Source organism: Frigoribacterium sp. MCBA15_019, assembly GCF_001864945.1.
GTDB lineage: Bacteria > Actinomycetota > Actinomycetes > Actinomycetales > Microbacteriaceae > Frigoribacterium.
The window spans coordinates 35,063-49,641 of sequence record NZ_MJGS01000022.1 but is presented as its reverse complement, the minus strand read 5'-3'; the positions used below and the strand labels follow the sequence as shown (position 1 = coordinate 49,641).

Sequence of the window (14,579 nt, the reverse complement as noted above, 5' to 3'; positions counted from 1 at the left end):
GCAGACCACGACAAACGGAGAATCATGGCCGACGAGCCGACAGACACCCCCGAGGGCATCGACGCCGAGGGTACCCAGACCTTCGCCGAGGCACCGAAGCGCGACAGCATCGAGCAGGTCGACCTGCAGCTCGAGATGCAGCGCTCGTACCTCGACTACGCGATGAGCGTCATCGTCGGCCGGGCCCTGCCCGAGGTGCGAGACGGCCTCAAGCCCGTGCACCGCCGCGTCATCTACGCGATGTACGACGGCGGCTACCGCCCCGACCGTGCGTTCTCCAAGTGCTCGCGTGTCGTCGGCGACGTCATGGGCCAGTTCCACCCGCACGGCGACACGGCGATCTACGACGCGTTGGTGCGTCTCGTCCAGCCGTGGAGCCTGCGTTACCCGCTCGCGCTCGGCCAGGGCAACTTCGGCTCGCCCGGCAACGACGGCGCCGCCGCCCCGCGGTACACCGAGACGAAGATGGCTCCGCTCGCGCTCGAGATGGTCCGCGACATCGACGAGGACACCGTCGACTTCCAGGACAACTACGACGGTCGCACCCGCGAGCCCGCCATCCTGCCCAGCCGGTTCCCCAACCTCCTGGTCAACGGCTCGGTCGGCATCGCCGTCGGCATGGCGACGAACATCCCGCCGCACAACCTGCGCGAGGTCGCGTCGGGCGCCCAGTGGTACCTCGAGAACCCCACCGCGTCGCGCGAAGAGCTGCTCGAGGCGCTCATGCAGCGTGTCAAGGGCCCCGACTTCCCGACGGGCGCGCAGATCCTCGGCGTCCGCGGCATCCAGGACGCCTACCGCACGGGCCGCGGCTCGATCACCATGCGTGCGGTCGTCAACGTCGAAGAGCTCCAGGGCCGCACCTGCCTCGTCGTCACCGAGCTGCCGTACCAGGTCAACCCCGACAACCTCGCGATCAAGATCGCCGAGCTCGTCAAGGACGGTCGCATCGGAGGCATCGCGGACATCCGCGACGAGACCTCGGGTCGGACCGGCCAGCGACTCGTGATCGTGCTCAAGCGCGACGCCGTCGCCAAGGTCGTGCTGAACAACCTCTACAAGCACACCAGCCTGCAAGAGAACTTCGGCGCGAACATGCTTGCGATCGTCGACGGCATCCCTCGCACCCTCGCGCTCGACGGATTCATCTCGGCATGGGTCGACCACCAGATCGAAGTCATCGTCCGCCGGACGCAGTTCCGCCTAAAGAAGGCCGAAGCCGACGCGCACATCCTGCGTGGCTACCTGAAGGCCCTCGACGCCCTGGACGAGGTCATCGCGCTCATCCGCCGGTCACCGACCGTCGAGGAGGCGCGCGCGGGTCTCATGGACCTCCTCGACGTCGACGAGATCCAGGCCTCGGCCATCCTCAACCTGCAGCTGCGTCGCCTGGCCGCCCTCGAGCGTCAGAAGATCCAGGAAGACGCCGACAAGCTCGAGCGCGAGATCGCCGACTACCAGGACATCCTGGCCAAGCCCGAGCGCCAGCGCACGATCGTCAGTGACGAGCTCGCCGAGATCACCGACAAGTTCGGCGACGACCGTCGCACCGAGATCATGTTCGGCTTCGACGGCGACATGAGCGTCGAAGACCTGATCCCCGAAGAAGAGATGGTCGTCACCATCACCCGGGGTGGCTACGTCAAGCGCACCCGCAGCGACAACTACCGCAGCCAGCACCGCGGCGGCAAGGGCGTCCGTGGTGCCCAGCTGCGCGCGGACGACGTCGTGGACCACTTCTTCGTCACCACCACCCACCACTGGTTGCTGTTCCTGACGAACAAGGGCCGGGTCTACCGTGCCAAGACGTACGAACTGCAAGAGGCCGGCCGTGACGCCAAGGGCCAGCACGTGGCCAACCTGCTCGCCATGCAGCCCGACGAACAGATCTCGCAGGTGCTCGACATCCGCGACTACGAGGTGGCCGACTACCTCGTGCTCGCCACTCGCGACGGCCTGATCAAGAAGACTTCGCTCACCGAGTACGACACGAACCGCACCGGTGGCATCATCGCGATCAACCTGCGCGACGACGACGAACTCGTCTCGGCCCTGCTGGTCGACGAGCACGACGACCTGCTGCTCGTGTCCCGTCACGGCATGTCGCTGCGCTTCACGGCCACCAACGAGTCGCTGCGCCCCATGGGCAGGTCGACCTCGGGCGTGAAGGGCATGACCTTCCGCGACGACGACACGCTGCTCAGCGCCTCCGTCGTCCGTGAAGAGGGTTACGTCTTCGTCGTCACCGAGGGCGGCTACGCCAAGCGCACGGCCGCCGACCAGTACCGCGTCCAGAACCGTGGTGGCCTCGGCATCAAGGTCGCCAAGCTCGCGGAGGCGCGGGGCGACCTCGCCGGCGCCCTGATCGTCGGCGAGGACGACGAGGTGCTCGTGGTCCTGTCCGGAGGCAAGGTGGTCCGATCGGCCGTCTCCGAGGTGCCGGCCAAGGGCCGCGACACGATGGGTGTCGTCTTCGCCCGCTTCGCGAGCGACGATCGCATCATCGCGGTGGCCCGCAACAGTGAGCGCAATCTCGCGGCCGAGGTCGACGAGAGTGCGGACGCCGTGGCCGAGGCCGTAGTGTCTGTCGAGTCCGTCGACTCCGTCGACGCCGACACCGAGATCCCCACGACCGACGCCACGTCGGTCGACGCCGAGTCGACCGACGACGAGGCCACCGGAACCGCCGGAGAGGAAACGAACAATGAGTAGTGTCGCCGAGAGACTGCAGAAGAAGGCGAAACGACCGTCCGGCACCAAGCAGGTCCGCCTCAAGCTCGTCTACATCGACTTCTGGTCGGTCGTGAAGCTGGCCTTCCTGATCTCCGTCGCGATCGGCATCATCACGGTCGTCGCCACCTTCCTGATCTGGGCCATCCTCAACCAGACGGGCATTTTCGACGACCTCGACGCCTTGCTGCGTGACATCCTCGGCGACTCGAGCTTCTCGATCCAGGACACCTTCAACGTCGGTCAGATCATGCTCTTCTCGATCGTCGTGGCCATCCTCAACGTGGTCGTCGGTACGGTCCTCGGGGCCATCGTCGCCGTCCTCTACAACCTGAGCGTGCGCATCACCGGCGGTCTGCTCGTCGGTTTCACCAACAACTGATCCATCACTCGCGTTGGTGGAATCCGCCGATTCGAGTTCGCCGTCGTGGTGCTGTAGGCTTTACGACGGTCCGGGGGCTATAGCTCAGGCGGTTAGAGCGCTTCGCTGATAACGAAGAGGTCATAGGTTCAAGTCCTATTAGCCCCACGCAGTACCGGTCTCATCTCGAGCTCGTCTCACGACGGGCACAGGGTGAGATCGTGCTCGTTCCCCCGGTGACCGGGGGGTCGGGGCCTTAGCTCAGTTGGTAGAGCGCCTGCTTTGCAAGCAGGATGTCGGGAGTTCGATTCTCCCAGGCTCCACTCGATTGCCTTGCCCCTGTCCGCTGACTCCGTCCGCGGACAGGGGCAATTCTCGTTCTGTGCCCTTTGCTGCGCCGCCGCCCCTGCGGCGCAGGGGCGGCGTGCTGGTTCGGGGGCCCTCCGGGCCCGTGTCGGCTTCGCCGTCGTGGCGTGCAATGCACGGCGGGATCAGGCCGGGGCCCTCCGGGCCCGTGTCGGCTTCGCCGACGTGCGTGCAACGTCGGGCCGTAGGCAGTGTCTGTGCTGGTGCTGGTGCTGGTGCTGGTGCTGGGGCCGGGTCAGCGTCGGCTGCTGCAGTCGTCGGGGCAGGGACGACGAAGGGCCCGCCTCCAGGGGGAGGCGGGCCCTTCGTGGGGTACGGGGGACTAGGCCTTGGTGTCGGCGTCGTCGTCGGCGACCCAGAGCTCGTCGTCGGCACGCAGCGTCTGCACGGCTGCGAAGACCAGGGCGCCGAGAGCGATGACACCCACGCCGATCAGCAGGACGCCACCGACGCCGGGGCCCGACTTCTGCTGGCGCGGCACGTACTTCGCCGCGGCCTTCTTGCCCTGCTTCTTGGCGTTCTTCACGGCCTTCTTGACCTTCGGGTCGTTCGCGAGGTCGAGGTTGCCGAGAGCAGACGAGAACGCCGGGTACACGTCGTGCTTCAGGCGGTCCTGTGCGACCGACGCGTAGTGCGACCCGGTCGAGAGGCCTTGCGAGACCACGGGACGGACGTTGGAGTCCACCGCGTGCTTGATCTGGGGGACGACCTTCTTGTTCGCGATCTTGACGGCGTCGTCGCGGTAGCCGCCGATGACCTTGCCGGCGTGGTCGATCACGCCGCGCTGCTCACCCCACACCGCCGCAGCGTGCTTCTTGAACTTCTTGAGTTCTTTCTTCTGCTTGCGTGACAGGGCCATGAACGTTCCTCCAACGAGTAGGCAGTGGAGCCAGAGTTGCTGGCCCGTCCCAGTGTGGCACGGAGGTTCCTGACAGGTCACGGAACGGTGCCTGGGGAGTCGCTGGTGCGCGGAGGTGGCTGTGGAAGAATGACGACATGTCAACGCACACCGCTGTCGCCACCCTCACCACCAACCTCGGCACCATCAAGGTGAACCTCTTCGGCGACCACGCCCCGAAGACCGTCGCCAACTTCGTCGGCCTCGCCACCGGCACCAAAGAGTGGACCCACCCGGCCACCGGCAAGGTCAGCACCGACAAGCTCTACGACGGCGTCGTCTTCCACCGCATCATCAAGGACTTCATGCTCCAGGGCGGCGACCCGCTCGGCCAGGGCGTCGGCGGTCCCGGCTACCAGTTCGACGACGAGATCCACCCCGAGCTGAACTTCAATGCCCCCTACATCTTCGCGATGGCCAACGCCGGCACGCGTGGCGGCAAGGGAACCAACGGCTCGCAGTTCTTCATCACGACGGTCCCGACCCCGTGGCTGCAGGGCAAGCACACCATCTTCGGCGAGGTCGCCGACGACGAGTCCAAGAAGGTCGTCGACGCGATCGAAGCCGTCAAGACCGACGCGCGCGACAAGCCGCTCGAGGACGTGGTGCTCGAGAGCGTCACCATCGACGAGGTCTAGGTGACCGATCCGCACGATCGGTCGAACTACTGCTACCGGCACCCCGATCGGCAGAGCTTCGTCCTCTGCCAGCGGTGCGGTCGCACCATCTGCGGCGAGTGCCAGACGCCCGCCGCGGTGGGCGTGCACTGCCCGGAGTGCGTGAAGGAGGCGCGGGGCAACGCACCGCGCCTCCAACCGCAGGTGGTCGGCCGCGTCCGTAGCGCCTCCCGGCGTGGAGCCCCCGTCGTGACCTACGGCATCATCGCCGTGACCGTCGCTGTCTTCCTGTTGCAGCTCGTGACGGGGACGGGCAACGGCGTGGTCACGCGGGCCCTGGCCTTCTACCCACCGCTCGAGATCGTGCAGCCGTGGCGTGCCGTGACGACGATGTTCGTCCACGGCAGCATCTTGCACATCCTCTTCAACATGTACTCGCTGTACATCTTCGGGGCAGAGCTCGAACGACAGTTGGGACGAGGTCGGTTCGCCGCCCTCTACTTCCTCTCGGGCATCGGCGGGTCGGCCGCGGTCGCCCTGCTGGCGCCGGGCAGTTTCGTGGTCGGCGCCTCCGGGGCGATCTTCGGTCTGATGGCGGCGTTCTTCGTCATCGCCCGCAGCCTCGGCGGCCGCAGCATCCAGCTCCTGGTGCTCGTGGGCATCAACCTCGCGATCGGTTTCATCGTGCCCGGCATCGCCTGGCAGGCCCACCTCGGGGGCATCGTCGTGGGCGGGGCCGTCGCGTTCCTGTTCTCGAAGACCCGTCACCGCTCGAAGCACGCCCTCCAGACCGCCGTGCTCATCGCCATCGGCGTGATCGTGGTCGCGGCGCTCCTGGCCAGATCGGCGCAGATCGCCGGACTGTTCTGAGACGATCGGCCCACGAACGACGAGAGGCGGCTCCCCATCGGGGAGCCGCCTCTTCTCGTCGGCCGACGCGATCTCATCCGCCCGAGTTATCCACAGGAAAGTTATCCACAGGGTTTCCCACAATGGGGATAGTTACAGGCGTGTAAGTTCGAAGGTGCGTTCTAGCGCCAGCGGGTGGTCATCAGGAAGCCGATGAACATGATGCCGAAGCCGACCAAGATGTTCCACGAGCCGAGCGACGCCACCGGCAGGGTGCTCTGGCTGACGTAGAAGACCACGATCCAGGCGAGACCGACGAGCATGAAGCCGAACATGACCGGCTTGAACCACACGGGGTTCGGTGCGTCCTCTGCGGTGCGGGCGGGCTTCGTGCTGCTGTTCGTGTCTTTGGCCATGGCGCACAGTGTACCGTGAGGCCCTTTTCGGTCCTGAGAAGGCCGTCATCCCCGTCCGGGGGAACGACCACGTTCTCCACATGCTCTCCACACGTTGTCCACCGGTTGTCTCCGCCGTCTCGGATGCACCGAAGCCCGCCTAGAATCGAGTCATGACGGACCACGGGGGCGAGGCCCTGATCTCGAGACGCACGACGCGTCGGCCTCGAACACGCGCCTCCTTCGTCAGCGTCCTCGGAGAACTGCTCATCACCGCCGGTGTGCTGGTGCTGCTCTTCATCGGGTGGCAGCAGTGGTTCAACGACCTCGTCGTCGCCGACGCCTACAAGGGTGATGCAGCACGACTGAGCGAACAGTTCGACCAGGCGGCGACGCCGGCCCCCGAGCCCTCGACCGACGGCTCGTACGGCGAACCGCCCGTGGGTGCGGCGCCCGGAGAGGCCGAGACGTTCGCCAATTTCTACGTCCCGCGGTTCGGCGCCGACTACGCGGTCCCGATCGCCGGGGGCACGAGCACCGTGCGCACCCTCAACAAGATCGGCATCGGTCACTACGACGAGACCCAGATGCCCGGTCAGGTCGGCAACTTCGGCATCGCCGCCCACCGGACCACGTACGGGGCGCCCTTCAACAAGATCGCCGACCTGCAAGAGGGCGACAAGATGTACGTCCAGACGCAGGACGGCTGGTTCACCTACTCGTTCCGCAACCTACAGTACGTCCAGGCCACGCAGGTATCCGTGCTGCAGCAGGTACCCGACGCCCCCGACGTGTCGGCGACCTCGGGTGACCGCCTGATCACCCTGACGAGCTGCAACCCGATGTTCACCGCCCAGGAACGCATCGTCGCCTACGGTGTGTTCGACTCGTGGCAGCCCTTGTCGGCCGGTGCACCCGCCGAGCTCGCCGCTGCCGGAATCGGAGGCTGACCGTGTACTCCGCCCTCTGGCGCATCCTGCCCGGCCCCTGGTGGGTGAGGCTCGTGCTCGTGCTCGTCCTGATCGCCGCCGTGCTGTTCGCCCTCGTCGAGTGGGTCTTCCCCTACGTCAACGAACTCCTGCCCACCCCCGACGTCACCGTGGAGCAACCATGACGCGCATCCTGGTCCTCGACAACTACGACAGCTTCGTCTACACGCTGAACGGTTACCTCCAGCAGTTGGGGGCCGAGACGGACGTCGTGCGCAACGACGCCTTCGAGGCGGCCGACACCACCGACCGCATCGCCGAGTACGACGCCGTGCTGCTGTCGCCCGGCCCGGGGACTCCCGCGGCCGCCGGCGTCTCGATCGACGTCGTGCACGCCGCCCTCGCCGCCGACAAGCCACTGCTGGGCGTCTGCCTGGGGCACCAGGCGATCGCCGAGGCCCTGGGGGCCACGGTCACCCACGCCGACGAACTGATGCACGGCAAGACGTCGAAGGTCGAGCACGACGACAGCGCGTTCTACGACGGGGTCCCTCAGCCGTTCACCGCGACGCGATACCACTCGCTCGCCGTCGTGGACGAGACGGTGCCCGAGACGCTCGAGGTGACCTCGCGCACCACGGGTGGCGTCATCATGGGCCTGCGGCACCGCTCCTCGCCCGTGTACGGCGTCCAGTTCCACCCCGAGTCGGTGCTCACGCAGGGCGGTTACCAGATGATCGGCAACTGGCTGTCGGTCGCAGGTCTGCCGGAAGCGGCCGTGACGGCCAGGGGGCTCGACCCTCTCGTCGACCTGGGCTGACCGTCGCGCTCTCGGCACCGGACCCGTGGGGTCGAGCCCGGAGAGACGAGCTCTGATCTCCGAGGGATCAGCCGGTGCAGATGCGCAGGGTGATGGCCGAGCCCTGAGCCACGTCGCCGGGCGGAACGCTCATGCCCGACACGGTCTCACCGGTGCACCCGGGGTCTGACTGCGGGGTGACCGTCAGACCCAGCTGGTCCTGGAGGGTCGTGATGGCCTCTTCAGAGGGCTGCCGGGTGACGTCGGGGAGCTGCACGAGGCCGTTGGACACCACGAGGTCGACGTCCGAGCCGAGGGCGACCTGCGAGGCCGCTGCCGGATCGGACGAGAGGACGGACCCCTCGGGCACCGTGGGCGAGTAATCGGTGCTCTGCCGACCCCGCTCGAGACCGGCGTCGGTGATGGCCTGCCACGCGGCGTCGACGGCCTGCCCGGTGACCGCGGGCATCGCGACGAGTTGCGGCCCGGACGAGACGGTCACCGTCACCGCGAACTCTTTCGGGACGGACGTTCCGGGCAAGGGATCGGTCGAGACGATGTCGCCGGCGTCGATCGTCGGGCTGCTCGCGTCGGCACGGACGACCGTCAGCCCCAGGTCGTCGAGGCGGGCGGACCCGGTCTCGAAGCTGACCCCGACGAGGTCGGGGATGCGCGAGGACTGGGCGTTGTCGACCGTGGGCGGGGTGAGGTTGACCACCCAGAAGACGACGGCCACGATGACGACGGCCACGAGCACGATGCCCGCCCAGATCCAGGCGACGGGGGGCCGGGTCTGGGTTCGTTGAGGTCGTCCCGTGTCGTCGGACTGCAGCTCTTTCAACGCGGCCTCGCTGCCGGCGCTCGAGTGCGGGTTGACGCCGAAGAGCGTGGAGCCGGCGTCGACGGCATGCGGACGTCGGGCCGGCGCGCGACCGGCACCGGCGGCCTCGAGGTCGTCACGGAACTCGGCGGCGCTCTGGAAGCGGTCGAAGCGGTCTTTGGTGAGCGCGTGCAGGACGACGGCGTCGAGCGCGGGACTGACGCCGCGCTCGACGGTGCTCGGCGGGACGGGAGGCTCGCTGACGTGACGGTAGGCGACCGCGACGGCGCTGTCGCCCGTGAAGGGCGGCTTGCCCGTGAGCAACTCGAAGAGCATGACGCCGGTCGAGTAGAGGTCGGTGCGGGCGTCGACGGTCTCACCGCGCGCCTGCTCGGGGCTGAAGTACTGGGCGGTGCCGAGGATGGCCGTGGTCTGCGCAACGGTGGCCGCGGAGTCGCTGATGGCTCGGGCGATGCCGAAGTCCATCACCTTGACCTGACCGGAATTGGTCAGCATGACGTTGCCGGGCTTGATGTCGCGGTGGACCACGCCCGCCCGGTGCGAGTACTCGAGGGCCGTCAGCACGCCCGCGGTGACCCGGACGGCCTCGTCGGGGTCGAGCGGACCCTCGGCGACGATGTCTTTGAGCAGGCGCCCCTCGACGTACTCCATGACGATGAACGGGACGACCACGTCGAGCCCACGGCTGTCGCGGACGACCTCTTCACCGGCGTCGAAGACCCGGACGATGGTCGGGTGCGCCATGCGGGCGGCGGCCTGGGCCTCTTGGCGGAACCTCGAGCGGAAGGCCGGATCGGTGGCGAGGCTGGGCTTCATCAGCTTCACGGCGATCTTGCGACCGAGCCGGGCATCGGTGCCGACGTGGACGTCGGCCATGCCACCGCGGCCGATCAGGTCACCGATCTGGTACCGGTTGGCGAGGAGATGGATGCTCTCTCTCACACCTTCAGCCACGCCTGTTCTCCCAACGACCCACCCCTGTCTGGCGACACGGTCGGAGCCAGTGTACCGGGGCGGGCTCCCCCGGACTGGGTACGCGTATCGGTCGCGGGGATGATTGTCAGGGCTTCGTGACCCCGGCCGACTGGACGACCGAGGTCACGATGCCGTCATCGTGCGGGTGTGCCGGTGGGTTCGGGTTCTTCGGTCGTGGGCGGCGCCGTCACCGTGATGGTCACACCCGGCGACGGCTCGGATGCGATCTGACCGCAGTTGGCCACGTAGCTGACCGTCAGGTTGCCGGCGGCCGAGGCCGTCACCGTGAGGGACGTCGCATTGGCACCGAGGCCCCCGGCCGATTGACCCGAGGTGTCGGTCCCGCCGGTGATCGTGTACGAGTAGCCGGTGAGCGAGTAGCCGGTCGGGCACCCGGTGTAGGCGGGCCAGTTGATGGTGGCGGTCTCGCCAGCGGCGATCTGACCCGGCGTCGCCGTGGGCGTCGAGGGCTGGGCAGGGGTCGGGGCCGCGCGGTAGATGTAGATCGTCACCGAGGAACCCTTCTCGAGCGCACCCGTGGGGTCGATGCTCGCGACGGTGCCGACCTGGTCGGGGCTCGGCGCGCTCGATCCGGCGTCCGCCGAGTCGACCTGCAGGCCGAGCTCTTCGAGGGCTGCGCGTGCCGCGGCCTCGGTCAACCCCACGTAGTCGCCCGAGGACACCGTCACCGACGTCGCGGTTGGGGTCGGTGTCGGGGTCGTGCGGGTCGGTGAGGGCGTGGAGCTCGTCGTCGACGGCGCGGGAGCCGGGTCGTCGGTGTTGCCGATCGCGAAGACGATGCCGACGACGAGGGCGATGACGGCCAGGACGGCGAGGACGATCAACGGCCAGAACCAGGGGCTGCGCTTCTTCTCGTCGGCGGGCTCGTCGTCGCCGTCGCGGAGGGCGTCGGGATCGGCCGAGCCGGCCACGTAGCCCGCGGCCGCACCACCTGCGGCGCTCTGTGCCCGGGTGGCCATCGGATCGAAGAGCTGCGTCGTGGCGTCCTGGGCGTTGAAGGCCTTGGTCGCCGCATCGGCGGGCGTGGCGGCTGCCGCACCGATGGCCGGCACGGCGATGGTCGCTGCGGCGACGTCGCCGCGGCGAAGGGCACGAGCCGCCTGGGCGAGGGCAGAGGCCGTCGCGGGCCGCTCACCGGGCTTCTTCGCGATGCAGGACAGGACGAGGCGGCGCACGGGCTCGGACACCGTCGACGGGAGGTCGGGCGGCTGCTCGTTGATCTGTGCCATGGCGATGGCGACCTGGGACTCGCCCGTGAACGGGCGACGACCGGCCAGCGCCTCGTAGGCGACGATGCCCAACGAGTAGATGTCGGTGCTGGGAGACGCCGGGTGGCCGCTCGCCTGCTCGGGCGAGAGGTACTGCACCGTGCCCATGACCTGGCCCGTGGCCGTTAACGGCACCTGGTCGGCGATGCGTGCGATGCCGAAGTCGGTGATCTTCACCCGGCCGTCGGGAGTGACGAGCAGGTTGCCGGGCTTGATGTCGCGGTGCACGAGACCGGCGGCGTGGGCGGCCTGCAGGGCCGACGCGGTCTGCGCGACGATGTCGAGGACCTTGTCGGTGGGCAGGACCCGATCGCGCTCGAGGACCGTCGACATGGCCTCGCCGGGGACGAGCTCCATCACCAGGTAGGCGCTGCCCTCTTCCTCGCCGTAGTCGAAGACGTTCGCGATGCCCTCGTGGTTGACGAGGGCCGCGTGGCGGGCCTCGGCGCGGAAGCGCTCGAGGAAGCCCGGGTCGCCCAGGTACTCGTCCTTGAGGATCTTGATGGCGACCGTGCGGCCGATGACGAGGTCGGTGGCTTCCCAGACCTCGCCCATGCCGCCGATGGCGACTCGGGTCGACAGCTGGTAACGCCCACCGAAGGTGACTCCGCCGGATGGTCTCATTTGTTCAGCACCGCCTCTAGTACTTTCTTCGCGATCGGTGACGCGACACTGTTGCCGAATGCGGACTGGCCCTGTCCGCCGCCGTTCTCGACGACGACGGCGACCGCGACCTCGGGGTCAGCAGCAGGCGCGAACCCGGTGAACCAGAGGGTGTACGGCTCGCCGGGGCCGTTCTCGGCCGTTCCTGTCTTGCCGGCGACGTCGACACCGTCAATTCTTGCATTGCTCGCCGCACCGTTCGCGACGTCCTGCACCATCATGTCGGTCATCGTGGCCGCAGTCTGGGAGCTGATGGGCTTGCCGTACTCGGAGGGCGAGAAATCCTCGACCGGGCTCAGGTCGGGGTTCAGGACGCTCTCGATCAACGTCGGGTTCATCTCGGTGCCGCCGTTGGCGATGGCGGCCGAGACCATGGCCATCTGAAGGGGCGTCACGCGGTCGGACCCCTGCCCGAACGACTGGAGCATGAGGGTGGCGTCGTTGATGGCCTGACCCTTGGAGTCCTCGATGGGGAACTGGCTCGGCGTGACGGCCTGGGGGACGCCGATGGAGTCGTCGCCGAAGCCGAACTTCTCGGCCTGCTCTTGCAGCGCCTTCGCCCCGAGGGCCTGGCCGAGCTGAGCCATGGGGATGTTGCACGACAGGCGGAGGGCCGTCGCGATCGTGGCCGTCTCACCGCCGCCGCAGCTTCCGCCCTCGGCGTTGTTGATGTTGGTGCTGGTGCCGGGCAGCGTCAGCGTCGACGGGTTGGGGAACGCGCTGTCGGGCGTGTAGTCGCCGCTCTCGAGCGCCGCCGCCGTCGTGATCAGCTTGAAGGTCGATCCCGGTGCGTAGAGGTCGCCCTGGATCGCCCGGTTCTGCAGCGGGGCCGAGGGATCGGCGATCAGCGAGTCGTAGGCGTCCGTGACGGTCTGACGGTCGTGGCTGGCGAGCGGGTTGGGGTCGTAGCTGGGCTTCGAGACCATGGCGAGGATCTTGCCGGTCTTGGGATCCATCGCGACGACCGAGCCCGAGTTCGAGCCGAGGGCGTCGTAGGCGGCCTGCTGCACCGTGGGGTCGAGGGTGAGGTTGACCGTGGCCCCCTCGGGGTCCTGACCCGTGAGCAGCGAGTTGACCTGGTCGAAGAACTGCGAGTTGGCGTTGCCCGTGAGGTACCGGTTCATGGCGTCCTCGATGCCCCGGGACCCCTGGCCCAGGGTGTAGTAGCCGGTGACGGGCGCGTAGAGGTCGGGCTGCGAGTACGTGCGCTGGAACTCGTACTGGTCGTCGACGGGGGTCGACTGCGCGATCGCCTGGCCGCCGACCAGGATGGGGCCGCGCTGGGCCGAGTAGCTCGCCAGCAGCGCCCGCGAGTTGCGGGCGTCGGCGTTCAGCGCGTCGGCCTGGAACGCCGTGATGTAGGTCGTCGAGAGGAAGAGCGCGACGAACATGGCGAGCACCACGTAGCTCACGCGTCGGAGTTCTTTGTTCATCAGCCGATCACCAGCCTCGGTTGGTTGCGCACGGAGTCGGACAGTCGCAGCAGCAGGGCCACGATGATCCAGTTGGCCACGAGCGACGAGCCGCCCGCGGCGAGGAAGGGGGCGGTGAGGCCCGTGAGCGGGATCACCCTCGTCACACCGCCCATGACCACGAAGACCTGCAGGGCCACGACGAAGGCGACGCCGACCCCGAGCATGCGACCGAAGTCGTCCTGGCCCACGAACCCGATGCGGAATCCGCGGGAGACGAGCAGCAGGTAGAGCGCCAGGATGGCGAAGAGCCCGGTCAGGCCGAGCTCTTCACCGAGCGAGGCGAAGATGTAGTCGCTCTCGGCGAGCGGGGTCGTCTGGGGACGGCCCTGGCCGAGGCCCGTGCCGATCAGCCCGCCGTTCGCCAGTCCGAAGAGGCCTTGGACGAGCTGGAACGACCCGCCGACGGCGTCGTACTCGGACTGGGCGAACGGGTTGAGCCAGGCGGCGAAACGGCCCTGCACGTAGCCCAGGAAGGTGCTCGCGACGAGGGCGCCGCCGACGAACAGCCCGACGCCGAGGATGATCCAGCTCGCGCGGCCGGTGCCGACGTAGATCATCACCAGGAAGAGGCCGAAGTAGAGCAGCGAGGTGCCGAGGTCGCGCTGGAAGATGAGGACGCCCATGGCGACGAGCCAGACGATCAGGATCGGCCCGAGGTCGCGCGGTCGCGGGAACCGCATGCCGAGGATCTTCGGCCCCATCAGCGAGAGGTTGTCGCGGGCGGTGACGAGGTAGCCGGCGAAGAAGATCGCCAGCGTGATCTTGGCGATCTCACCCGGCTGGAACGAGAACGGGCCGATGTCGATCCACACGCGGGCGTTCAGCCCCTCGCGCCCGATGCCCGGCAGCAGGGGGAGGAGCAGCAGCACGATCGACACGAACATCGCGATGTAGCGGTAGCGGGAGAGCACCCGGTAGTTGCGGATCACGAGCAGCACGGCGAGGGAGATCACCATGGCGAGGACGGTCCACACCATCTGCTTGATGCCCAGGGCACCCCAGCCCTCGCGGCCCTCGGCCAGGTCGAGTCGGTAGATCATGGCGATGCCGATGCCGTTCAGGGTGACGGCGATCGGCATGACGAACGGGTCGGCCTCACGGGCGACGACGCGCAGGACGACGTGGAAGATCAGGGCGAGGCCGAGCACCATCGAGCCGGCGATCAGCACGGTCGGGTCGACCTCGCCTGTCGCGCCGAGCTGGACCAGCACCATCGCTCCCGCGGCGACGCCGCAGGCGATCAGCAGCATGAGCAGTTCGAGGTTGCGCAGACGCGCGGGTTCGCGCAGGCGCAACGTGATCGCCTGCGTCATGTTCGTGGGACGCGACGCCTTCGCGGACGGCTTGCGCGCGCCTCCTACGCGGCCGATGACCTCGGTCGCGTCGCCGCCG

General features: G+C 68.0%; 13 protein-coding genes and 2 tRNA genes. 9 read left to right on the top strand and 6 right to left on the bottom strand.

What is annotated here, in order from left to right:
* Nucleotides 1–24 precede the first annotated feature (24 nt).
* The 4 genes from gyrA (at nucleotide 25) to BIV04_RS15600 (ending at nucleotide 3,414) form a co-directional block, all read left to right on the top strand.
* The gene (gyrA, locus tag BIV04_RS15615; RefSeq protein WP_083396527.1) at nucleotides 25–2,712 is read left to right on the top strand and encodes a DNA gyrase subunit A; all 2,688 of its coding nucleotides are present in this window, start codon (nucleotides 25–27) and stop codon (nucleotides 2,710–2,712) included.
* Nucleotides 2,705–3,112, top strand: a complete 408-nt coding sequence (locus BIV04_RS15610; protein WP_043595295.1) for a DUF3566 domain-containing protein — start codon at nucleotides 2,705–2,707, stop codon at nucleotides 3,110–3,112. The genes gyrA and BIV04_RS15610 overlap by 8 nt, the downstream gene beginning before the upstream one ends.
* 73 nt (nucleotides 3,113–3,185) lie before the next feature.
* Nucleotides 3,186–3,259 (top strand) — tRNA-Ile (locus BIV04_RS15605).
* Between the two features lie 82 nt (nucleotides 3,260–3,341).
* Nucleotides 3,342–3,414: transfer RNA gene (locus BIV04_RS15600), tRNA-Ala, on the top strand.
* A gap of 365 nt (nucleotides 3,415–3,779) precedes the next feature.
* Here BIV04_RS15600 and BIV04_RS15595 read toward each other — a convergent pair.
* A complete protein-coding gene (locus BIV04_RS15595) occupies nucleotides 3,780–4,316 on the bottom strand; it encodes a hypothetical protein (protein ID WP_071257473.1) in 537 nt (178 codons plus the stop codon).
* Between the two features lie 137 nt (nucleotides 4,317–4,453).
* Here BIV04_RS15595 and BIV04_RS15590 point away from each other — a divergent pair, with 137 nt between their 5' ends.
* A complete protein-coding gene (locus BIV04_RS15590; RefSeq protein ID WP_054145712.1) occupies nucleotides 4,454–4,993 on the top strand; it encodes a peptidylprolyl isomerase in 540 nt (179 codons plus the stop codon).
* Nucleotides 4,994–5,842, top strand: coding sequence for a rhomboid family intramembrane serine protease (locus tag BIV04_RS15585; RefSeq protein WP_071257471.1), 849 nt, complete (start codon nucleotides 4,994–4,996; stop codon nucleotides 5,840–5,842).
* 161 nt (nucleotides 5,843–6,003) lie between these two features.
* On the opposite strand, the gene BIV04_RS15580 is transcribed toward BIV04_RS15585, so the two are convergent.
* A complete protein-coding gene (locus BIV04_RS15580) occupies nucleotides 6,004–6,237 on the bottom strand; it encodes a cell division protein CrgA (protein WP_071257469.1) in 234 nt (77 codons plus the stop codon).
* 152 nt (nucleotides 6,238–6,389) lie between these two features.
* On the opposite strand from BIV04_RS15580, the gene BIV04_RS15575 reads away from it, so the two are divergent.
* The 3 genes from BIV04_RS15575 to BIV04_RS15570 are packed head-to-tail and all read left to right on the top strand — an operon-like array spanning nucleotide 6,390 to nucleotide 7,965.
* Entirely contained in the window at nucleotides 6,390–7,166 is a 777-nt protein-coding gene (locus BIV04_RS15575; protein WP_071257467.1) for a class E sortase, read from the top strand.
* 2 nt (nucleotides 7,167–7,168) lie between these two features.
* Nucleotides 7,169–7,330 (top strand): hypothetical protein, encoded by a 162-nt coding sequence (locus BIV04_RS17230; protein WP_043595285.1) that lies wholly within the window; start codon nucleotides 7,169–7,171, stop codon nucleotides 7,328–7,330.
* Nucleotides 7,327–7,965: an aminodeoxychorismate/anthranilate synthase component II gene (locus BIV04_RS15570; RefSeq protein ID WP_071257465.1), complete on the top strand. Its 639-nt coding sequence runs from the start codon at nucleotides 7,327–7,329 to the stop codon at nucleotides 7,963–7,965. Before BIV04_RS17230 ends, BIV04_RS15570 begins: the two co-directional genes overlap by 4 nt.
* Nucleotides 7,966–8,032: 67 nt before the next feature.
* On the opposite strand, the gene pknB is transcribed toward BIV04_RS15570, so the two are convergent.
* From pknB to BIV04_RS15550, 4 genes are all read right to left on the bottom strand, one after another.
* A complete protein-coding gene (gene pknB, locus BIV04_RS15565) occupies nucleotides 8,033–9,739 on the bottom strand; it encodes a Stk1 family PASTA domain-containing Ser/Thr kinase (protein WP_143048742.1) in 1,707 nt (568 codons plus the stop codon).
* A 155-nt stretch (nucleotides 9,740–9,894) separates the two neighbouring features.
* Nucleotides 9,895–11,673, bottom strand: a complete 1,779-nt coding sequence (locus tag BIV04_RS15560) for a serine/threonine-protein kinase (RefSeq protein WP_071257462.1) — start codon at nucleotides 11,671–11,673, stop codon at nucleotides 9,895–9,897.
* Nucleotides 11,670–13,145 (bottom strand): penicillin-binding protein 2, encoded by a 1,476-nt coding sequence (locus BIV04_RS15555; RefSeq protein ID WP_071257459.1) that lies wholly within the window; start codon nucleotides 13,143–13,145, stop codon nucleotides 11,670–11,672. The genes BIV04_RS15560 and BIV04_RS15555 overlap by 4 nt, the downstream gene beginning before the upstream one ends.
* On the bottom strand, nucleotides 13,145–14,500 hold the full coding sequence (locus BIV04_RS15550) for an FtsW/RodA/SpoVE family cell cycle protein (RefSeq protein WP_054145704.1): 1,356 nt from the start codon (nucleotides 14,498–14,500) through the stop codon (nucleotides 13,145–13,147). The genes BIV04_RS15555 and BIV04_RS15550 overlap by 1 nt, the downstream gene beginning before the upstream one ends.
* Nucleotides 14,501–14,579: the final 79 nt, after the last annotated feature.